Source organism: Sediminibacterium soli (assembly GCF_009939225.1).
In the GTDB taxonomy this organism is placed as follows: Bacteria; Bacteroidota; Bacteroidia; order Chitinophagales; family Chitinophagaceae; genus Sediminibacterium; species Sediminibacterium soli.
In genome coordinates this window covers 1-21416 of the sequence record NZ_JAACJR010000008.1, presented here as the reverse complement: position 1 = coordinate 21416, position 21416 = coordinate 1, and the positions used below count along the sequence as shown (strand labels likewise).

The following is a 21416-nucleotide window of genomic DNA, read 5'->3' as shown; positions in this document are numbered from 1 at the left end:
TTTGTAAAGACGCGGGACGCTGTTACACAACATTTGTTCCGCGTCTTTATCATTTCATAACCATACTTACACCAACAGAAAGATTCTATGAAAAAAATAGTGTATCTCGGTGCGCTTTTGTTTGTGCTTGCCTGCGGCAGCCAGAAAAAAACGGCATCCGTATCGCTGCAGCCGGTATTATCGGCTGAGGACGATACCATATTCACCCGCGTGCAAAGAGCCAGTTTCAATTATTTCTGGGATGGCGCAGAACCCCATTCGGGAATGGCACGCGAAAGATTCCATGTAGACGGTGTATACCCCAGCAACGACAAACACATTGTTACCATAGGCGGGGGAGGTTTTGGTGTGATGGCGATACTTGCGGGTATCGAGCGGAAATTCATCACGCGTGACCAGGGTGCGGAAAGACTGCAGCAGATCGTAGGATTTCTGAAAACAGCGGATCGCTTTCATGGTGCATGGCCGCACTGGCTTAACGGTGAAACGGGTAAAGTGAAACCCTTCGGGCAGAAAGACGATGGCGGCGACCTGGTGGAGACCTCGTTTATGCTGCAGGGACTGCTGGCGGTGCGACAGTATTTCAAGGACGGTAATGAAGCCGAGAAAAAACTGGCCAGGCAGATCGATACCCTCTGGCGCGAAGTGGACTTTGACTGGTATCGCAACGGTAAGAACGTATTGTACTGGCACTGGAGCCCCAACTATGCCTGGGAAAAGAATTTTGCCGTTACCGGCTATAACGAATGTCTGATCATGTATGTACTTGCGGCGGCATCGCCCACACACAGCGTGCCCGCGGCGGTGTACCACGAGGGATGGGCAAAAGGCGGCAGGATCAAAGACACCACCACGCAGTACGGTTATACACTCACACTCGGTCACAACGGGTCCAAGGAATACGGAGGACCGCTGTTCTGGTCGCATTATTCTTATCTGGGTCTTGATCCGCGGGGTTTGAAGGATCGGTATGCCGATTACTGGCAGAACAACGTGAGTCATACCATGATCGATTATAACTGGTGTGTTACCAATCCCGGTAAATTCAAAGGATATGGTCCGGATAGCTGGGGACTGACCGCCAGCTATTCCGTAAAAGGTTATTCGGCCCATGCGCCAGGCCAGCGCCGCGATCTTGGGGTGATATCACCTACCGCGGCATTATCCTCCATGCCCTACAGCCCGCAGCAGAGCATGGCTGCTATGAAACACTGGTATAAGGATATGTACGATAAAGTGATGGGCATATACGGACCCTATGACGCGTTCAGCGAAACTGCCAACTGGTTCCCGCAGCGCTATCTTGCCATTGACCAGGGACCGATCGTTGTGATGATGGAAAATTACCGCACCGGTCTGTTGTGGAAATTATTCATGAGTTGCGAAGAAGTGCAGCAGGGACTGAAAAAGCTCGAGTTCGAAAGTCCTTATGTAAAATAATACCCAATGTCTTTGCACACCAATAGCCGGTTACCTGGGTAACCGGCTATTTTCTTGATGATCTTATAAAAAAACCTGCTAAAAACTTATTTCCAGCGGCCCGGTACCCAGTGCCAGCCTTTTTTGTTGCGTTTCCAGTAGCCTTTATTGTATACGGCCCCGCTGCGCGGTGGGGCTACCCAGGCCCCGGCTTTGTACACATAGGTTTTACCCTGGGGTACCCATTCATCGTCTACCCAGATATAACCTGCGGCAGGCGCTGCGGGTCTGGTTACCACAACGGTGGGTCGGGTGGGGCGTACGGTTACATATATCTGTGCCTGCAGCAACGATAGGGCACAGGCGAATACGGTGGTTAATAAACCTGTTTTTACAATTTGTTTCATACGATGTGTTTTAATTGACCGGATCCTGTTCAGCAGGCCGGTATACCACCGTTACAAAACTTATTCCACCGCGTTTCCCCACGGGCCGATTGGGCGCCGAATTCCCTTTCTTTGCTGCATGAAACAGGCGCTGCTGAAATTGCATATCTCCGTTTTCTTGGCCGGGTTTACAGGTATTCTGGGCAAAGCCATCCTGCTGAACGAGGGGCTGCTTACCTGGTACCGCATCGGCATCACCGTAGTGTCGTTGTTTGCCTGGATGGTGTGGAAGGGTAAACTGGAAAGGATATCGCCTGCCAATGTGTGGAGGCTGCTGGGCACCGGTGCGCTGATAGCCCTGCACTGGGTATGTTTTTACGGGAGCATCAAAGCGGCCAATGTATCTATCGGGTTGGTCTGTTTTGCCTCGGTGGGTCTCTTCACCGCGCTGCTTGAGCCCATGATGACCGACAAAAAATTCAGCTGGCAGGAACTGGGGCTGGGTACCTTAAGCCTGCTGGGTATTTACCTGATCTTTCATTTCGACGACCGGTACCGCACCGGCATACTGCTCGGACTGGCATCGGCCGTTCTGGGCGCGCTGTTTTCTGTGCTGAACAAACGATATGTGGAAGTGGCCAGGCCACAAACCATGATGGTGTACGAACTCAGCGGTGGTCTGGCGATGCTTTCCCTGCTGATGCCCGTATACCTGGCCTGGTACCCGGTTGAAAGTGTACTGCCTTCGCTTAGCGACTGGGTGTACCTGCTGATCCTGGCCTGGCTCTGCACCATACTGGCGATGGACCTGATGCTGCAGGCGCTGAAAAAAATATCCGCCTTTACCCAAAACCTTACGCTTAACCTGGAGCCGGTATACGGTATCGCCATGGCATTTATTTTCTTTCAGGAAAACAGGGACCTGAAACAGAGTTTTTACGTAGGTATGTCACTGATCGCCCTCTCCGTGGTTTGGCAGATGCTGCGCGTGGTGAGAAAAGGAAGCGGCGTGTGATAATCGGCGACCGGCAATCCCCAATCGGCCATCGCTTCGTTGCCGGCGGCATTTGATGGATTGAATTGCTACCTTCGGCAGTATACCAAACTTACCGCATATGAAGAAGCTGTTGCTTTTTGCCGGTTGCCTGTTTTCACTGTCTGCCTTTGCGCAGAAAAAACCGCTTGATCATTCGGTGTACGATGGCTGGCAGAGTGTGGGTGAGCGCGCCATCAGTAACGATGGTAAATACATCGTTTACTCGGTAAACCCGCAGGAGGGCGATGGTATGCTGACCGTTCAATCGGTGGATGGCAGCTATAAAATGCAGTTCCCCCGTGGTTATGGCGCAGTGATATCGGAGGACAGCCGCTGTCTTGTATTCCGCATCAAACCTTTTTTCAGGGATACGCGTGATGCACGCATCAAAAAAAGAAAGGCTGATGAAATGCCGAAAGACAGCTTGGGCATACTGCAGTTGGGCAGCGATAAACTCAGTAAGATCGCCCGTATCAAAAGCTTCAAAATGCCCGAGGAAGGTGCCGGCTGGCTTGCCTACCTGATGGATAAGCCCGAGACTTTGCGTACACACACGGAAATGGATTCCGCATCGCGTATTACCGCCATGCAGCTCATGGCCGACAGTCTGCTGCGTGCGGCCGACAGTATCCGCAACCGCATCAGCGATGCCCGTGCAAAGGGTATGGCGGTCTTACGGACGCAGAAAAACGACAGGCCCCCCGCTCCCAAAAACGATGAGCCTTTTGAAGAAGGCACCGAACTGGTATTGCGCAACCTGCAGAATGGACAGGAAACGCATCTGCCGCTGGTAAGCGAATATTTTTTTAATAAAAAGGGAACGGTGCTGCTGACCGAGACCACGCGGAAAACAGGCGATGCCGGCAGCAAGGCAACTGTTTCGGTACTGGATCTCGCCCGTATGCAGCACAAAACCATCTTCAGTGATTTCCATGATGCAAAAGGATACCGACTGGATGAAGAGGGAAAACAGCTGGCTTTTGTTGCCGAGCGCGACAGCAGCAGCAAAGCCCTGGAAAAATTTTATAAGCTGTATTATTACAGGCAGGGTGGCGACAGTGCGGCACTGATCGCCGACAGGCAGACAAAAGGACTTCCGCCTAACTCGAGCATCAGCGAGAACGCCGTGATCAGCTTCAGCAAAAGCGGTAACAGGTTGTTTGCCGGCACTGCGGCCATTATTCCGCCCAAAGACACCACGCTGCCCGATTTTGAAAGGGTAAACCTGGATGTATGGCATTATAACGACGATTATATTCAGCCGCAGCAGTTGCGCACGCTCGAGAGCGATCTGCGCCGCAATTATACGGCAAGGGTAGACCTGGCCGGCAAACAGCTCGTACAACTGGCGAACGACAAGTTTCGCGGGATGCTGCAGACAAAGGAAGGCGACGGCGATGTCTTCTATGCCGTATCGGATGAGGGTAAACGGGTGGCCACACAATGGCAGGGATTCAGTGTGGGGGATATTTATGCGATCAGTCCGGAAACCGGCGTTTCGGAAATGATCAGAAAAGATTTCAAAGGCAACCTGCTTCAACCATCGTTTTCCGGAAAATACCTTCTGTATTATGATGAAAGGAAACAGGGATATTTTGTTTACGATGCCGCGGGTAAGAAAACCCATGCTGTTGCAAAAGATACCAGAACCTCCTTATACGACGAACAAAACGATGTGCCGGATGATCCCAATGCCTATGGTGCGGTAAAATGGATGGAGGACGATACCTATGTGCTCATCTACGACCGTTACGATATCTGGCGCGTGGATCCCCGCGGCGTGGAAAAATCCGTACCGCTGACCAATGGCCGCAAAGACCGGGTACAATACCGGTATGTGAACACTGATCCCAACGAGCGCTACCTGAAAACGGGACAGTCTGTATGGCTGCTTGTTTACGATGAAAAAGACAAAAGCGAGGGGATTGCCCTGATGGACCTGGGTAAAAACCAGGTGAAACTGCTTTTCAAAGAACCCCTGAAAATAGGCGGCCAGGTGCAGAAGGCGAAAGATGCGGATGTGATCGCCTATACAAAAGAAAGCTTTGCAAAGCCGGCCGACCTGTATGTACAGCCGGTTAACGGTACAGCCACGCAGCTGTCGCATATCAACCCGCAGCAACCAGCGTATAACTGGGGCAGCGCCGAATTGTTCAGATGGAAAGCCTATACTGGAAAAGAAACCGAAGGGGTGTTATACAAACCGGAAGGGTTTGATCCCAGGAAGAAATACCCCATGCTGGTTTATTTCTATGAGCGCAGCAACAATACACTGAACAGTTATATCGCGCCGTCGCCTACGCCTTCCCGTCTCAATATTCCGTTTTTTGTGAGCAGGGGCTATGTGGTATTTGTGCCGGATATCTGGTATACAAAAGGTCATCCCGGACAAAGTGCCTATGACCATATTGTAAGCGGCACACGCGCTTTGGTAAAACAGGGGTATATAGACAGCACCCGGATCGGTCTGCAGGGACAAAGCTGGGGTGGTTACCAGATCGTGTACCTGATTACACGCACCAACCTGTATGCGGCCGCATGGGCGGGTGCACCTGTGGCCAATATGACCAGTGCCTACGGCGGTATACGCTGGGGCACCGGTTTGAACAGGCAGTTCCAGTACGAAAAAACACAGAGCCGTATCGGTGCCACCCTGTGGGAAAAGCCGAACCTGTATGTAGAGAACTCCGCATTGTTTGCCCTGCCTAAAGTGAACACACCGCTGGTGATTATGGCTAACGATGCAGACGATGCCGTGCCCTGGTACCAGGGTATCGAAATGTACACCGGTATGCGCAGGCTTGGTAAAAAAGTATGGATGCTCAATTACAACAACGAGGCGCATAACCTGGTGGAACGCAGGAACAGGAAAGACATACAGATCCGCGAACAGCAGTTCTTTGATTACCTGCTCAAAGGCGGGAAGCCCGCAAAATGGATTTCGGAAGGCGTGCCGGCGGTGATGAAGGGAAGGGATTGGGGACTGGGATATTGATCCTCCCTTCGCAAAAAAAAATCGGAAGGGCTGGCCGTATGGTCAGCCTTTTTTGTTTTGCGGGGTAATAGCATCGCCTGTGTTGGCAAAGCGCAGCCATACGCTGCCTGCCACAGCCGAGATAAGCGATGCGGTCATGACCGCTGTCTTGGAAATATCCTGCACCCCCGGATCGTTAAATGCAAGCGAAGCGATAAAAATACTCATCGTAAAACCGATGCCGCACAGTATGGCGCCGCCCACCATCGCCTGCCAGTTAACACCCCGCGGAAGGGCGGCCATCCTGGTTCGTACCAGCAGGTAACAGGCACCGAGTATGCCCAGCGGTTTGCCGATGCATAACCCGGCAAGTATGCCGGCGCTTAGCGGAGCAGCGAGCCGTTCGGATATGCCCGGCGGAATATACATCGCCGTATTGGCCAGTGCAAAAACGGGTATGACCAGGAAATACACGGGCAGATGGAAATCGTGTTCATACCTGCTCAATGCGTGGGCAGGTACCATGCACGCAAACAGCACACCGGCAATGGTAGCATGTATGCCCGAACGGTATATGCAATACCATAAAACAATTCCCAGCAGCCAGTGAAAGATCCCGAATTTTTTTCCGTACCGGTTCAGCAGCCATAACAGTAACAGCACCAGGGCGGCCGCCAGCAGGTATACCGTATGCAGTTCGTTCCCGTAAAACAGGGCAATGACAGCAATGGCCAGCAGGTCGTCGATGATGGCAAGCGCTGTGACGAATATTTTCAGGTTAACGGGTATCTTCTTCCCGAGTAAACCCGCCATACCCAATGTGAAGGCAATATCTGTGGCGGTGGGAATGGCCCATCCGTTCAGGTATTGCCCGTTTCTGTTGCAGAAGGCAAACAGCAGGGCAGGGGCCAGCATACCTCCCGCGGCACCCATGGCCGGCAGCAGCGACTGCTTCGCGGATGCCAACTCACCCCGGAGCAATTCGCGTTTGATCTCCATGCCCACCAGGAAAAAGAAAATGGCCATCAGTCCGTCGTTGATCACCAGCGAGGGCGTATTCGGGAATACCCAGCTTCCCCAATGACCATGCGGATCGGTTGTCCCGTCAAAGCCCGCGGACCAGAAACCCCGGTAAGCCTCCTGCCAGGGCCCGGCGTTCGACAGCAGCAGGGATACCACCGCACAAAGCACGAGCACCGCACCAATGGCACGGGCATCCTGAAAAAATCGCTTCAAAGGATCAAACACGGAAATGCGGGTGGTTGTTTTCACGGCGGCAATTTAGTATATCGCATCCTGGTATGCATCAACAAAAGCCTGGGTTATCGGTGTTTTTTTACGCATATCCGGCGAACAGAACTGGGATAAACACCGGTATTTTTCCACGCGGACAAGCCGTAAACCGCGTTCTTTTTCACGAAACGCATAGTTGAACAACCACAAAAAAATCACGTTTTTACCTTGCTGCGGGTAAACTGCTGCGGCCGAATTTTGTGTTGTCAGGAGAGGATAACACTTCTCCCCGTTTTAAAATCCAATATCAGCAACCAGCTGTCGGCTGGCATTAAGAAAAAAAGAACAGCTCTTTTTTCTTAATGCTACTGGCCGGCGGAACCAACACAGCAAGGGATAAACAGTTATAGTTTTGGAAAGAGGGCTACCGTAACAGGTGGCCTTTTTTTTGCGCAAACCCCTGATCCGGATATTGAGGAAACCGGGATAACTATTTCACAAACAATTGTATAGGCGATCAATTGGCAAGTATATCGTATTTGCTTTTTGGCCGGATCGATTCCAGCCAGCGGAAATTGCGGAGTTTGAGGCTTTCGTGATCTGTCTGGCGCATAGGGTAGGTATCGCCATCAAAATTATTGACGAATTTGATCAGTTCCGGTTTGCTGTCTTTGAAATGGGTTTCCATCATATCGGCCGAGCTTTTACTTACACCGGTAAAACGTTTGTAATCGTCCTGGTTATAAAATACGTTTTCCGCATTGCCTTTTGCCCGCATACGGTTGATCTTTCCGTCCATAAACCAGGCATTGATGGTATTGGCGCGCAGCTGGTTAAAATACGCGGTGCTGTCGACCCGGCTAATGGCCATCGAATTTTCGAATACACGCATGCGCTCCGGTTTTTTATTGGCGGTATACAGGTAGATGGTATCGCCCGACACCTGGTTTTCCTTTGCCCAGATCACCGGCGATTTGAAGAGCCGGAAAACAGAGTCCTGCAGGGAATAAAAAAGACTGTCGCCCACGGCCTGTAAGGAATCGGAAAAGATCCGGACGCGATAGTAGGCCTCGAAAAATTTATTGGTACTGTCGGTTATATGCGTTGTGTCGATGTTGGTGATTCCTGAATCGCGGATATTGGGAACAGCACGCGTTTTCATCAGGTCTTTTAACCTCGCCGTGTACAGTGTATCGGCAGCCACCCATACCGAATCACGCCCCTGTTTGATGAGCAGAATGGGCTTTTCGGTAGCCAGCAGCATATCCTTTTTACGGTCGGTTTTGATATTGTTCGCGATCAGGTCAAAACCCTGCGCGGTATCCTTGCCGCGGTACACGGCATTGCCCCTGAACTCCGCCAGTTTGGTGCTGTCGTCAACGGCCATATCGTCGGCGGTAAAAGTATAGGTGCTGTCGTCTATCCAGGAGCGCTTGTACAGGAAGCCGCGTTTGTTCTTCAGGTCAAAATTGCCGTCTTTGGTATGGATGGTGCGTCTGCCGCTGTCGCTGACAATACGCGTCGGCGATACAAACGTGGCGACCTCCGTATTGATGTTATACTGCAGGGTATCCGTATACACCAGGTACTCCGGGTCTGTCATCACCACTTTTTTCTTGAAGTACACATCGCGGGTATCGCCGTAATAGTAGCCCTCCCCGCTGGTGAGCACCGTTTTTTTATTGACCAGTTTTCCGCCCTTCAGGTAGGTGCCGATCTTCAGCGATACATCATACTCCAGTTCGTCGGTGGTCAGTACCCCTTTGCCATCGGTCAGCCGCACCTTGTTTTTCAGGAGCGCTTTTTTTTCCTTACCCCGGTATTTCAGGTACTGTGCGTAGGTGTGCACACTGTCGGCATCGTTGATATGGATATTGCCGAAGGCTTCCAGCGTGTTGTCAAACTGGTTGATAACGGCGCTGTCTGCATAGAACAATGTTTTTTCCTGCCGAACAAGGGCTTTGCCCACCAGCGACACAAACCTGTGCGCCGAATCCACATCCATCATATGCATGCGGTCGCCCTTAAGTATCTCCAGTACTTTACCGGCGCCGGTATCCGCGGCCGGCTTCTGCGCCTGCAGGGAGCCTGCAGCCAGCAGGTACATGACTGCTATTATCAGTTGTTTGAAACCGTTCATCTGACTACTTCGGTACTGAATCGTTCAGCGGCACCATCAGCGGGCCGCTTTTGTCTTTTCGCCCAAACACGGAAATATTCACGTAGCGCTTGGGATGTACTCTCAGGTCATCCAAAAGTATGTTGGCGCTGCGTACGGTATTGATAAGGTTATTATAAAGTGTCTTGTCGTTCATCAGTTTGCCCAGCGAGCCATCCTGCGAGTTCAGTCTTTCCAGCATCCCGTTCAGCGAATTGATGGACGCTTTCAGCCTGTCTACCGTTCCGGCAACATCGGCATTGGAAAAATTGCCCGTTGCCTTTTCGAGGCTGGCCAGCGAGTTGCTGATCTTCTGGTTGTTGTCGGAAAGATTTTTCGTAAAGCTGGAAAGATTGCCCATCGACTGCGCAATGGCGCCTGTTTGCTGGTTCAGCATTCCCTGCAGCGAAGCGGAAGAAACCACCAGGCTGGCCGTGGTGCGGTTGATATTGGCAATCACCTGCTGCAGGTTGCCCTTTGTGGCAGGGTCGAAAATGGTGTTGATGTTCCTGAGCACACTGTCCAGCGAATGCAGGGTAGTGGTGATCTGGTCGCCCACGGGGCCGAGTTTGGCCATTACATCGCCCATCAGTCCGGCCGATGAGGTGGTAAGCAGGGTATCGCCCGTCTTGATAAACTCTTTGGCATCGCCCAGCGTGATCGTAATGCTGGGTGCGCCCAGTGGGTTCTCTTTGATGGAAGCAACCGAGTTGCGGGGAATATTGTAATCGCCTTTCAGTTTGATGGCGACAACGATCTGTGACAGGTTTTGATCCTTGTTCTCGATATCGAACACGGCGCCTACCTGGAAGCCGTTTACATACACCGGGTTGGACACCATCAGGCCTTTTGAGTTGGCATAGGGAGCGTAAATGATATTGCCGGTCTTGAACAGTGTTTTGCCTTTCAGGAAATTAAAGCCGAGTATCAGCAAAGTGATGGCAATCGCCGTAAGCGCGCCCACCTTGGTTTCATTGGAAATTTTCATAAGTGACAAAACTAAGCTTTCTATTGGGATGAGTGGAAACTACCGCGAACCCGCGGCCCCGTTACCGGAAACCTGTTTCTCAAGCGAAAAGCGATAGCGCTTTACCGAACGGGTAATCACTTCGCAGATCTCCTGCTGCCCTTCGGCGCTGTTGAGGTAATCTTCTTCATCGGGGTTGGAGATAAAACCGGTTTCTACCAGCACCGCGGGCATGGCCACGGCCTGCAGCACCCAGATGCCTTTCTGCCGCTGCTTGGCTTCGCGGCTGATACGGCCTATTTTTTTGAATTCCTCTTCTATCGTAAGCGCCAGGTTGGCGCTGCGCGCAAAATAACTCTGGGTCTTCATGTTGATGATCATCATTTTGGCCGGATCGGTAGGATTGAAATCCTTCAGTTCCCTGGCTGAAATACTGTCGAGGTACAGATCTTCATTGGCGCTGAGCGCAGCTTTGGCCGCCTCGCTTTTGTCAACCCCGTAAATAAAGGTCTCGGTGCCTTTGGCAGGGTTGGGGGTTGTCCAGGTACGGTATTCCTTCACCTGCCGTGTATAGGCTTTCTTTTTCCTGCCTTTGCCCTTGTAATAGGTCTCCGTTCTGTAGCCCACAAATTCCCGGTGTCTGACGGGGCCGCCCCCTGCATTGACATGTATACAGATAAACAGGTCGCCCTTGGCCTGGTTGGCCAGCTGGGCCTTCCGGGTCACCGGGTCGAATACATCGGTTCTGCGGGTCATAACGATGTCCACATCGGGCATATCGGCTTTCAGCATCCGCTCCAGCCTGAGCGCCACGGAAAGCGATATCTCTTTTTCGGTGGAATAACGGCCTTTTGCACCGATATCACCTCCGCCATGCCCGGCATCGATCACGATGCGCTTGAGCGGCTGTTTCTGGAAGGGCTTTTTTGGGTCGCTGCCATGGTTAATCACCGGGACAAAAGCGGAAAAAGCCATCGATCCAAAGCTTAACAAAATCAAAGCAGCGTATTTTCTGATCAGCATATCATTTCGTTAAAGAATACCGGGAAGGAATAGTTACCCGTTGAAAACCTATTTTTGCCACTGTGAATAGGTGCAAACTGTACAAAATTAACGTAAAAACGGGGCTGGCTATTGTTGTTGCGGCGTATTTGCTCATATTAACGTTTTATGTGAAAGCCGGCGTTGTTTCGCCTTTGTTTTTTGCGCATTCCCTTCAGCTGTCCGACACTGTTCCCGCCAAACGCACAGGCGATACCCTGCAAAAAGATACGGTGGTGCGCCGGCAGGCAGACAGTTCGCGTCTGAAAAAAGATTCGCTGGTTGTGGTGGCGGATACGGTGCCGCTGTCGAAGGATTCGCTTGATGCGCCCGTGCATTATCATGCCGATGATTCGGCCCTGCTGATGGTTCCCACCCGGAATTTTGTATTGTACGGTAAGGCAAGAACAGAGTATAAAGACATGAAACTCGACGCGGGTGTTATTACCTACGACGATTCCACCAAAGTGATCACTGCCTACGGTGCAAAAGACACCACAGGCGATCTTGCCAGTAAACCCACTTTTGTACAGGGCGATCTGAAATCGATCAGCGATACCATCATCTACCGGATGAACGATGCCAGGGCGCTTACCAAGAACACCTTCTTCCAGGAAGGAGAGATATTTGTGAATGCAAGGGCATTGAAGAAAGTAGACAGTAACTCGATATTTGCCCGCGATGCAAGGTTTACCACCTGTAACCTCGATACCCCGCATTTTGCCTTCCGCACCCGCAGGATGAAGATCGTGAACGACAAGATCGGCGTTACGGGCAGGGTATACCCCGAGGTGGAATCTGTTCCGATACCGATGATCTCGCTGCCGTTCTCTTTGTTTCCGCTGAACAGGGAGCGGCATGGCGGTGTGCTGTTTCCCACGTTCACGGCCAGCGAAAGTTTTGGGCTGGGACTGGAGGGACTGGGTTATTACCTCACCCCCAACCAGTATTCGGATATCACCATCACGTCCAATATTTATTCCTATGGTGGCTGGCGGCTGAATACGGCCAGCAGGTATGTAAAACGGTACAAATACACGGGCAGCCTGAATATTTCGCTGCAGAAAACAAGAACGCTCAATACCGGTTTTATTGCCAAGGACGAGTTTTCGCAGAGCAATACGTTTATGATCAACTGGAGCCATAGCCGCGATTCGAAAGCAAGACCCGGCACCAGTTTTTCCGCCAATGTGAATTTCGGCAGCACGCGTTTTAACCGGAACCAGTTCACCAACCCTTACCAGAATTTTCAGAACCAGCTAAGTTCCTCCGTTTCCTATAACAAAGACTGGAACGGCAAATACAATCTTTCGCTGAACCTGAACCATAACCAGAACAGTGTATCCAGACTGATGAACCTGAACCTGCCCACGGCCAACTTCAATGTGGTGACGATGTATCCTTTCCAGAAAAAAGAACAGGTAGGCGCGCAGAAATGGTATGAAAAGATCGGTATCGGTTACAGCGGCAACTTCCAGAACCTGGTTTCATTTTACGACAGCGCCTTCAGTTTCAAAAAAATGCTCGACACCCTGCAGTGGGGTGCCATACACAGCGTGCCCATTACGCTTGCCCTGCCTGCGCTGGGGCCGTTTATCGTAACACCAAGCGTTTCGTACGGCGAGAGATGGTATGGACAGCGCATATTCCGTTCCTGGAACAATACGCTGAAAAAAGTGGACACCACCATCCAGAAAGGTTTTTATACGGCGCGTGAAATGAGTTTCGGCGCCGCACTTAATACGCGCATATTCGGTACCTATCTTTTCAAGCGCTCCAAACATGTAGAGGCCATACGCCATGAGATACGGCCATCGGTATCCTTCAGTTACCGCCCCGATTTCGGTGCAAAATATTTTTACAATACCCGGATCGACACCGCGGGTAATGTGATGCGGTTCTCGCAGTTCGACGGAGGCATCATCGGCCCGATCTCAGAAGGTGCTTTTGGCGGTATCACTTTCGCCGTTGATAACCTGCTTGAAATGAAAGTGCATAACCGTGATACCACATCAAAAGAGAAATCGCGAAAAGTGAAACTGCTGGACGGATTTGGTTTCAGCGGCTCCTATAATTTTCTGATAGACAGCTTTGCGCTCAGTTCCATCAACCTGTATGCGCGCAGCACCCTGTTCGAAAAGGTAAGCATCACCGCTTCAGCCGTACTGGATCCCTACCAGGTGAATGCCAGGGGATACCGGGTAAACAAACTGGCGCTGGACCCTTCTAAACTCAATTTCGGAAGACTGATCAATACCAGTCTCGCCGTTTCCACTTCTTTTTCCAGCAAAACCCGCGATGGCAAGGAAGCGGAGGATAAGAATATTCCGGTGGATCCTTTCATGACGCCCGACGAACAGCAGCGGCAACTGCAGTTTGTAAGGGCAAACCCCGCAGAGTTCACCGATTTCAATATTCCCTGGACGGTATCATTGTCCTATTCTCTCAGTCTGAACCGGCAGATGAAGCCCGATTATTCCGGTTTTGAATCGATCGTTTATTCCACCATGAACTTTAATGGCGATTTCAGTCTGTCCCCGAAATGGAAACTGGGCGGCCAGGGTTTTTACGATTTCAGCACGGCCAAACTGCAGCAGTTCTCCATGTTCATCTCGCGCGAGATGCATTGCTGGCAGCTATCGATCAACGTGATGCCGATAGGCATCTACCGCTCATTCAATATCATGTTCAGCCCCAAATCGGGCATCCTTCGCGACCTGAAGATCAACCGCAGCAGAACGTTTACGAACTATTAAAATTCCGGATTAGCGGATTTGCGGATTGCGGATTAGTGAATGCTGGATTTTGGAGGAGTTGCCGGCTGATTTTTGTGCCCGGGGGCATTCATGATTAGTGAAAGCTCACCCATAATGCTCATCCCCGACGCTTCCCGAAATTACCTCATTCAGCAATCCGCAAATCCAGAATCCACTAATCCATAATTCCTCTCTCATAATACTCCCACATCATCCTGAACACTTTTGTTTTGAGCGCGTCGGCGGTCATGGTGCCCGGTTCTACGGGGGGGAGAAAATGCATTTCGATTTTGTGCGGACAGAGATAGAAAAACCGGTTGGGAGGAAGCACTTTGGCGGTATGGAACAACAGCACCGGCATCACCGGTTTCTGGGTATCCACCGATAAACGGAAAGCCCCGTCGTAGAATTTCTTTAATGGGTCCCCGGTTCGGTTGCGTGTGCCTTCGGGATAGATCACCATATCGATACCCAGGGCCAGCACCTGTTTCATATCGTCGATGCTCTTGCGGCGACTGCCATCGCTGTTCCTGTCTACCAGCACACTGCCAAAAGAATAGATCCATCCGAATACCGGTACGCGGGCGAAGCTTTTTTTGGCGATGGTCTTATTGGGTCTTGGCATAAACGGTGTGCTTATCGGCACATCCATCAGGCTGTTGTGGTTGCAGACAACGATGTAATTGGTGGAAGCGGAAAAATGTTCCCTGCCTTTTACGCTGAACGGGCAACCAATCAGGTGCAGGTACAGCAACATCCATACCCTGGAAACTTGTCTGTGCCAGGCGGCTTTTGCCGGGTCTTTTAAAAAAAAGCAGGGCAGGTAGAAGACAAAAGCCACAAGCATGGTTCCGAGAAATAACAACAGGGCCCACAGCGCCCATACGCGGCAAACAATGTTCAGCAACCACTGATTTCTTGTACGGTTCATTGTCGGTAACAGTTATGGATTCCAGTCAATAGCTTCGAGTCCCTGTGCGCGCAGCAGCTCATTGGTTTTGCTGAAATGTTTGCACCCGAAAAATCCTTTGTCTGCGCTGAAGGGAGAGGGGTGCGCCGCTTTCAGCACATGGTGTACGGTTTCATCGATCAGTACCTGCTTCTCCTGGGCAAACCTGCCCCATAACAGGAATACCACGCCTTTTTTTTCGGCTGATATTTTGCGGATCACCGCATCGGTAAAGTCCATCCACCCTATTTTGGCATGGCTCGCGGGCTCATTGGCGCGAACGGTAAGTACGGCATTCAGCAGCAGTACACCCTGCTGCGCCCATTTGGTCAGGTTACCTGTTTTGGGAATGGGCATACCGATATCCGTATGCAGTTCCTTGTAGATATTACCAAGCGATGGCGGCGGCGTTACCCCGTTGGGTACGGAAAAACTGAGTCCATGCGCCTGCCCGGCGCCGTGGTACGGATCCTGTCCCAGTATCACCGCTTTCAGCTGGTCGAATGGTGTTTGATCAAAAGCGTGGAAGATCAGCTGCCCTGGCGGATAGATCGTGGCGCCCGAAGCTTTTTCTGTTTTGAGGTGCGCAGCAACCTGCAGAAAATACGGCTTGGTAAATTCCTGCTTCAGGACTTCTTTCCAGCTGGCTTCGATTTGTACATTCATAAGGCTGCGAACGGTTCAACGCGAATGTAACGGAATAACTACGATTTTTCGAAGTGGCAGCAACCGGTATCCCGGAACAAAAGCGGCAGGCCGGTTGTCATTGCACAATGGTCACGCTGCCCGATACCGGTGTTTTACCGGGGTTGAGCCTGATCACATAATAATAAGTGCCTGTAGGGAGCGTTCTGCCGTTTTGCTTTCCGTTCCAGGGTATGCTGTAGCCGGTTGAACTGAACACTTTTCTGCCATCGCGCGTATAAATATCAACGGTGCAGTTGCTGTATGCGCTGAGTATGGGCACCTGCCAGGTATCGTTCACGCCATCGTTGTTGGGACTGAAGGCATTTGGCGCCGCAACCGGCGGATCGATGATCTGCACAGTTACGGCTTTGGTGCTGACACATCCGTATTGGTCGCTGCCCCTGATATAATACCGGCCGGTTAGCGTAACCGCGTGCGGTGATTCAACCGGCCTGGTCGCTTTATCATCGTGCCAGTAAGAATAGCTGAACGGTATGTTTGCGGAAATGGTGTACTGGAGATCCACGGTTGCGGGTCTGGTTACAGGCGGCGGATCGTTTACCAGAAATGCGGGATTCTCGTGGATCAGCACCTGAAGCGGCTTTACCAGGCTGCAGCCGGAAACGGCCACCGCTCTGGCGTAGATGGTGCCGCTGGCGCTGAAAACCTGCGCGGGCGTTACCGCAACGGATAAAGCGGCATCCTGCCAGTAGGTTATCTGCGCGGATGGATTGCTGCCCGCAGCAGGCCTGGCGTTACTAAACAGCAGTTCGCCACAGGAATGAATATCCGCGAGCACAACACCCGGCAGGTTACCGATGGTTACCGCAACCGCCGCAAGACTGTTACAACCCGCGGTATTGGTGGCCCTGATAAAATATTTTCCGCTGGCGGTGATGGCGGCCGGGTTGCCGATGGCGGTTACGGCGGTGGTATCCTGCCAGTAAGTAAACACCAGTCGGGCTTCGCTGCCTGCGGTGACCGATGCCTGTGTGAGATCGGCAGAAATCGCTTCGCAAACCGGGGAACTCACTACCAGCAGCGGTGGCTTTTTCAGCTGCACGTATACGGGTTTGATATCGGTGCAGCCGCTGCCCGCGGTGGCATGGATATAATACCCGCCCTCTCTCGTAACCGCCGCGGGGTTGGCAACCAGCGCCGCCTGGGTGCTGTCGGTAAAATACTGAAAACGCAACCCTGGCGTACTGCCCGCCGTTACCGATGCATTGGCGATATCCGCGCCCGGCGACACACATCCCTGTACTGTGTCTTTTACTTTCAGCAACATAAAATCGCTTAGCGCAATGATCTTTGTTTCGATGGTATCGTAGCATCCCTGGTTGGGAAAAGGAACGATCTCCAGCCGGTATTTGGTATTGCCAACCGGCGGCGGTGTTATACGCAGGGTATTGCCCGTGCCGATCAGCGTGGAGGATGCCTCGTCAAACCATTTGTATTCTTTAAAGCCATAGGGCGCTTTCAGCACCACGGCATCGGTGCCGTTGCAATAGGTGTTGCCGGTAACCGGTGTGGTGCAGTTTTCGTCCACATCGATATAGGCATAGCCAAAATGCACTTTCTTGGTGCAATCGGTCACCGTAAACTCCAGACGGATGGTTTTGCCGGCCATACCCGATAGCCTGATGGTAACCGGCGCCCAGTCTTTGTAATAAATGTATTTTTCCACCGGTGATTCTTTAAAACCCGGCAGGTTGGGCGCGGCGATGAACTGGAACGATCCGCATTCGAGGTATTTATTCGCGCTTACATCAAATACTTTCGAAGTGAACTGCGGCTGCTCAAAGGCAAGATGATCCGCCGGGTTCTGCAATACCACCGCATAGTTGAAAATAAGGCTGTAATCGTTCTGTCCCGGAGGTATGGTAAACGTATAGGTAACGGCCTGTGCTTTCCCCCTGGCAAGACCATGCCCGAGTTTGATGGAGTAGCCGCTGCCGTTGGGACAGTTAACAGGAAATCCCCCGAAAGTGTCCTTTACCTGCGGCGCGGTGTTTTGATAAAGGGTATGAATACCATTGATCGGTTGCGTGTTCTGCATGGATACCGAGCCCGTATTGCTGATATCGCCCGCATAACATTGCCAGCCGGAAAAACTGCCGTTCTCGAAGCCGATATTGGCCGGACAAAGCCCCTGGCCAAAACCATCGGCAACAAACAGGATCGGTAAACAAATCCATATCAATCCGCGCATATAGGGCCGGCAGGGTTTCTGTATGAAGGTAAACCAGATCAAGTGAGATAGCTGTTACTCTAAAGACCGCTTACCTGATCAAACTGATGCTTCCGCTTACAAACGGGAGCTCGCTGTTCAGACGGATGCGGTAGTAATAGGTGGCCACGGGCAGTTTTTGTTTGTTGTAGGTACCGTCCCAGGTGGCAGGATAGCCCGGCAGGGAACGGAACAGCGTTTTGCCCGAACGGTCGTACACTTCCACGATACATTCCGGGTAGTAAGCCAGTTTGGGGATCCGCCAGGTATCGTTGATGCCGTCTCCGTTGGGACTGAAAATATTGGGCGCATCGATGGAGGGGTCGAGTATTTTTACGTTTACCGGCCGCAGCAGCGTGCATTCAGGCGTAACCGTATTATCGCCCTTGATAAAATACCTGCCTTTTTCGTTGATGGCCTCGGGTCTTGGCAGGGATTTCTGCAGCAGGGAATCCTGCCAGTAGGTATAGCGGTATACGCCATTGGAGGCGGTAACCGTTTGGGTAATATCCACCGTGGAAGGACGGAATACCTGTGCAGGATCGGTGACCGTAAATTCCGGGATGGGTTCGATGTTGATGACTACGCTGTCGGCAACGGTACAGCCGGCATCGTTTTCTGCCACCACGTATACCGTGCCGGATTTGACGATCTTTTTCGGGTTCTGCACATACTTGCTGAATGTTTCATCAATGAACCAGGAAAAACTCAGGTTGGAGCCGCTGCCCGCAGTAACACTGCCACCGGTTAGGTCTATCCCCGAACTGATACAGGCATCCACATGCGGTTTGACACACAGGCCCAGCGGCTCGGGCGAGAACACAACGGTTGTATACAGGGTATCCAGGCAGCCCTGGTCGGGATAGGGCACCACCTCAAGTGCATACCTGGTATTGGGTGCGGGAACCGGTTTAAACACAAGCGTGCTTTTATTGCCAATCTGCTGCGAAAAATCGTCGTTGAACCAGCGGTAACCTGCAAAACCATAGGGAGCGATCAGCGTCATCTGGTCGCTGTTTGCGCAAAATACATTGCCATTGATGGGAGAGGTGCAGTTCTGGTTTACATCCACATAGGCATAACCAAAATGCCCACCCTTGGAACAATCGTTGGTGGTGAACTCGAGGCGGATGGTTTTGCCGGCCATACCCGAGAGTTTGATGGTGACCGGCGTCCAGTCTTTGTAAAAAACGCTGTCGCGCACGGTGGACTGTTTAAACCCCGGCAGGGAAGAAGAGGCCGTATAGGAAAACGAACTGCAGCCGATGTACTGGCCCGACTGTACATCCACCACATTGGCGGTGAATTTGGGCTGTTCCCAGCTGGCATGCGCGGGATTCTGAAAAACCACCGCATAATGGTATACGATGCTGTAATTGTTCTGGTCTGAAGGAATGGTAAAGGTATAACTGACCTGCTCGGCCTGCGCGCCCGTACTTGAGTTGCCGAGTTTTACAGAAAAATTACTGCCGTTGGGACAACAGACCGGAAATCCCCCGAACTGGTCCAGCACATCGCCGCTGACGGCGCTGTTGTACAGTGTTTGCCGGTTATCCACGGGGGCGGTTGCCTGCAGGTTGATCTGGCCGCTGGCGCCGCTGATATTGCCGATACCGCAGTCCCAGCCGGTGAAGTTTCCCAGCTCAAAACCGATATTGGCGGGGCATTTGTTCTGCGCATCCACCAATACAGCCAAAAGCCAGCATAAACAGGTAAGAACGGGTCTGCGCATAAATATCCCGGTAAGTCTGGTCATTTAAAGTTAGCGTAATCCCGGTATCTAAACGGCGGAGCGAGAAAATTAGTTGCCTTGTTAACCCCCACCGGCTACAGGATGCTGTTGAGGTAGTTGATGGCTTTTATCCAGCCTTCTTCGTCCGTATAGGACAAACGGCGGTCCTGCATGAATTTTGTCAGCTGTGCCCATTTCTGGTTCAGCTCGGGCGAACTTTTCTGGAAATAGCTGTCGAACGCATCTTTGTTCAGGCTTACGGCAAAGGGTTTGCCGTTGTTGAAACTGCTGTTTTTTGTTTCCAGGAAATAGGCCGCGGCGGGGGCGCTTCCGGGGCTGCTCCAGGAGAGTTTTTTGCTGAACAGTATTTTGCCGTCCGACAACACGGTTTCAAAACCGGCGAGGGTTCCTTCCGTGGCCACGGACTTTACAGTCTGGGTTTTCTGAACCGCTGCCTGTTTGGTCTGTGCTGTTGCGGCGCCGGAAACCAGTACGATCAGTAAAAAAACAACCTGTTTCATAAGCTGCAAATCTGTTCAAAACTACAACAAATACAGGCGTTGCGGCTTAAAGAAAGCTTATAGTATCCGGATCGCTGGCAATCAGAATATTATAACCGGCTGTAATGGCGGAGCTGCACAAATACGGTTTCTCCCGCCGCCACGGGGCGCCCGCTGCCGATCAGCGTCAGCGACAGGGTGCCCAGCAGGGCCTGCAGGTATTCGTAATTTCCGTAAAACTGTTTAGCGGTGATGGTTACCGGTATGCCTGTGTCTGCGATCACCAGTCCGTTGGGGCGAACGAGTGCCTGTCCCGCATCGGCAGTATCGATTCCCAGCAGTTGCGCCGCGGCTGCGTCGAGCAGGTTGTAAGGGCCAAACAGTCCTGCGGCATATTCGTTTACCGGGTGGTGAAACAGGTGGGTGGGACTGCCCTGCTGCAATAGCCGGCCGTTCTTCAGGATCAGTATCTCATCGGCCCAGGGCAGGGTATCGGTGGGGTCATGAGAAGTGAGGATGCAGGTGATGCCCAGCCTGTCGCCGATATCGCTGATAACCGCTTTGAGCAATTGCTTGTGTATGGGATCCAGGTTGGAAAAAGGTTCATCCAGCAACAGCAACCGGGGTGCGCCGATCAGCAGCCTGGTAAGGGCCACGCGCTGTTTTTCCCCGCCGGATAGCTGAACATTTTTTCTTTTCATCAGGTGATCGATCCTGCCTATCCGGTACAGTGCTTCGGCATCCTTCCGTGGCAGGCGGTTGGCATAGTCGAGCAGTTCTTCTATCCGGTAATTGTTGCGCAGCTCATGCGTCTGCGAGAGGTAGGCAATGGAGGCATGACCGGGTATCAATTGTTCGTCCGGTCCCGGCACACGTTGATCGTTCAGCCATACCGATCCCTGGTCGGGTTGCAGTAATCCTGCAATGATCCGCAGCAGCGTGCTTTTGCCCGAACCAGTTTCGCCTGTGACCGCCAGTTTGTGCAGGGGCTGCTGGACAAAATCAATTTCTTCGAGCGAAAAAGATTCCGAGATCTTTTTGCCGATGCCGTTAACAGACAAAAAAGCCATGCTGCAAGATAAGCCGAGTTTGTACCGCTTCTGTTTTTTTCGTTATTTTGCGCCCGTTAAGGACCGGTAGCTCAGCTGGATAGCGCATCCCGCTGAAGCGGGGAGGTCAAAGGCTCTGAAATAAAACAAATTATTGGACCGGTAGCTCAGCTGGATAGCGCATCCCGCTGAAGCGGGGAGGTCAAAGGCTCTGAAATAAAACAAATTATTGGACCGGTAGCTCAGTTGGATAGCGCATCCCGCTGAAGCGGGGAGGTCAAAGGCTCTGAAATAAAACA

At 51.9% G+C, this 21416-nt stretch carries 15 protein-coding genes; 4 read left to right on the top strand and 11 right to left on the bottom strand.

The window, feature by feature from the left end:
• The first annotated feature begins 87 nt into the window (after positions 1-87).
• Positions 88-1440 carry a glucoamylase family protein gene (locus tag GWC94_RS07360; RefSeq protein WP_161834406.1) on the top strand — a complete coding sequence of 451 codons (1353 nt, stop codon included), beginning with the start codon at positions 88-90 and terminating at the stop codon, positions 1438-1440.
• A gap of 86 nt (positions 1441-1526) precedes the next feature.
• Here GWC94_RS07360 and GWC94_RS07355 read toward each other — a convergent pair whose 3' ends face one another.
• Complete coding sequence (locus tag GWC94_RS07355; protein ID WP_161835768.1) at positions 1527-1826, bottom strand: YXWGXW repeat-containing protein; 300 nt, start codon at positions 1824-1826, stop codon at positions 1527-1529.
• 118 nt (positions 1827-1944) lie between these two features.
• Between GWC94_RS07355 and GWC94_RS07350 the strand changes: the two genes are divergently transcribed.
• Together GWC94_RS07350 and GWC94_RS07345 are read left to right on the top strand one after the other, a co-directional pair.
• On the top strand, positions 1945-2820 hold the full coding sequence (locus GWC94_RS07350) for a DMT family transporter (protein ID WP_161834405.1): 876 nt from the start codon (positions 1945-1947) through the stop codon (positions 2818-2820).
• Between the two features lie 100 nt (positions 2821-2920).
• Entirely contained in the window at positions 2921-5836 is a 2916-nt protein-coding gene (locus tag GWC94_RS07345) for a S9 family peptidase (RefSeq protein ID WP_161834404.1), read from the top strand.
• Between the two features lie 42 nt (positions 5837-5878).
• On the opposite strand, the gene nhaA is transcribed toward GWC94_RS07345, so the two are convergent.
• The 4 genes from nhaA to GWC94_RS07325 form a co-directional block, all read right to left on the bottom strand.
• Positions 5879-7087, bottom strand: a complete 1209-nt coding sequence (nhaA, locus tag GWC94_RS07340; protein ID WP_317163443.1) for a Na+/H+ antiporter NhaA — start codon at positions 7085-7087, stop codon at positions 5879-5881.
• A gap of 478 nt (positions 7088-7565) precedes the next feature.
• Entirely contained in the window at positions 7566-9155 is a 1590-nt protein-coding gene (locus GWC94_RS07335; RefSeq protein ID WP_161834403.1) for an OstA-like protein, read from the bottom strand.
• 37 nt (positions 9156-9192) lie between these two features.
• On the bottom strand, positions 9193-10194 hold the full coding sequence (locus GWC94_RS07330) for an MlaD family protein (RefSeq protein ID WP_161834402.1): 1002 nt from the start codon (positions 10192-10194) through the stop codon (positions 9193-9195).
• Between the two features lie 39 nt (positions 10195-10233).
• The gene (locus tag GWC94_RS07325) at positions 10234-11196 is read right to left on the bottom strand and encodes an N-acetylmuramoyl-L-alanine amidase family protein (RefSeq protein WP_161834401.1); all 963 of its coding nucleotides are present in this window, start codon (positions 11194-11196) and stop codon (positions 10234-10236) included.
• Positions 11197-11345: 149 nt separating this feature from the next.
• On the opposite strand from GWC94_RS07325, the gene GWC94_RS07320 reads away from it, so the two are divergent.
• Entirely contained in the window at positions 11346-13970 is a 2625-nt protein-coding gene (locus tag GWC94_RS07320) for a putative LPS assembly protein LptD (RefSeq protein WP_161834400.1), read from the top strand.
• Between the two features lie 175 nt (positions 13971-14145).
• On the opposite strand, the gene GWC94_RS07315 is transcribed toward GWC94_RS07320, so the two are convergent.
• The 6 genes from GWC94_RS07315 to GWC94_RS07290 form a co-directional block, all read right to left on the bottom strand.
• Positions 14146-14901 (bottom strand): lysophospholipid acyltransferase family protein, encoded by a 756-nt coding sequence (locus GWC94_RS07315; RefSeq protein WP_161834399.1) that lies wholly within the window; start codon positions 14899-14901, stop codon positions 14146-14148.
• Positions 14902-14913: 12 nt separating this feature from the next.
• Positions 14914-15585 carry a uracil-DNA glycosylase gene (gene ung / locus GWC94_RS07310; RefSeq protein ID WP_161834398.1) on the bottom strand — a complete coding sequence of 224 codons (672 nt, stop codon included), beginning with the start codon at positions 15583-15585 and terminating at the stop codon, positions 14914-14916.
• Positions 15586-15682: 97 nt separating this feature from the next.
• Positions 15683-17818: a gliding motility-associated C-terminal domain-containing protein gene (locus GWC94_RS07305; protein WP_161834397.1), complete on the bottom strand. Its 2136-nt coding sequence runs from the start codon at positions 17816-17818 to the stop codon at positions 15683-15685.
• Between the two features lie 70 nt (positions 17819-17888).
• Positions 17889-19592, bottom strand: coding sequence for a T9SS type B sorting domain-containing protein (locus tag GWC94_RS07300; RefSeq protein ID WP_161834396.1), 1704 nt, complete (start codon positions 19590-19592; stop codon positions 17889-17891).
• A gap of 71 nt (positions 19593-19663) precedes the next feature.
• Positions 19664-20089, bottom strand: a complete 426-nt coding sequence (locus tag GWC94_RS07295) for a hypothetical protein (RefSeq protein ID WP_161834395.1) — start codon at positions 20087-20089, stop codon at positions 19664-19666.
• Between the two features lie 89 nt (positions 20090-20178).
• Positions 20179-21138 (bottom strand): ABC transporter ATP-binding protein, encoded by a 960-nt coding sequence (locus GWC94_RS07290; RefSeq protein ID WP_161834394.1) that lies wholly within the window; start codon positions 21136-21138, stop codon positions 20179-20181.
• Positions 21139-21416 lie beyond the last annotated feature (278 nt).

What these genes read in the sequence shown, in the direction of transcription:
- GWC94_RS07360 (WP_161834406.1), top strand. Translation starts at nt 88, where the DNA reads ATGAAAAAAATAGTGTATCTCGGTGCGCTTTTGTTTGTGCTTGCCTGC.
- GWC94_RS07355 (WP_161835768.1), bottom strand. Translation starts at nt 1,826, where the DNA reads ATGAAACAAATTGTAAAAACAGGTTTATTAACCACCGTATTCGCCTGT.
- GWC94_RS07350 (WP_161834405.1), top strand. Translation starts at nt 1,945, where the DNA reads ATGAAACAGGCGCTGCTGAAATTGCATATCTCCGTTTTCTTGGCCGGG.
- GWC94_RS07345 (WP_161834404.1), top strand. Translation starts at nt 2,921, where the DNA reads ATGAAGAAGCTGTTGCTTTTTGCCGGTTGCCTGTTTTCACTGTCTGCC.
- GWC94_RS07335 (WP_161834403.1), bottom strand. Translation starts at nt 9,155, where the DNA reads ATGTACCTGCTGGCTGCAGGCTCCCTGCAGGCGCAGAAGCCGGCCGCG.
- GWC94_RS07330 (WP_161834402.1), bottom strand. Translation starts at nt 10,194, where the DNA reads ATGAAAATTTCCAATGAAACCAAGGTGGGCGCGCTTACGGCGATTGCC.
- GWC94_RS07325 (WP_161834401.1), bottom strand. Translation starts at nt 11,196, where the DNA reads ATGCTGATCAGAAAATACGCTGCTTTGATTTTGTTAAGCTTTGGATCG.
- GWC94_RS07315 (WP_161834399.1), bottom strand. Translation starts at nt 14,901, where the DNA reads ATGAACCGTACAAGAAATCAGTGGTTGCTGAACATTGTTTGCCGCGTA.
- ung (WP_161834398.1), bottom strand. Translation starts at nt 15,585, where the DNA reads ATGAATGTACAAATCGAAGCCAGCTGGAAAGAAGTCCTGAAGCAGGAA.
- GWC94_RS07305 (WP_161834397.1), bottom strand. Translation starts at nt 17,818, where the DNA reads ATGCGCGGATTGATATGGATTTGTTTACCGATCCTGTTTGTTGCCGAT.
- GWC94_RS07300 (WP_161834396.1), bottom strand. Translation starts at nt 19,592, where the DNA reads ATGACCAGACTTACCGGGATATTTATGCGCAGACCCGTTCTTACCTGT.
- GWC94_RS07295 (WP_161834395.1), bottom strand. Translation starts at nt 20,089, where the DNA reads ATGAAACAGGTTGTTTTTTTACTGATCGTACTGGTTTCCGGCGCCGCA.
- GWC94_RS07290 (WP_161834394.1), bottom strand. Translation starts at nt 21,138, where the DNA reads ATGGCTTTTTTGTCTGTTAACGGCATCGGCAAAAAGATCTCGGAATCT.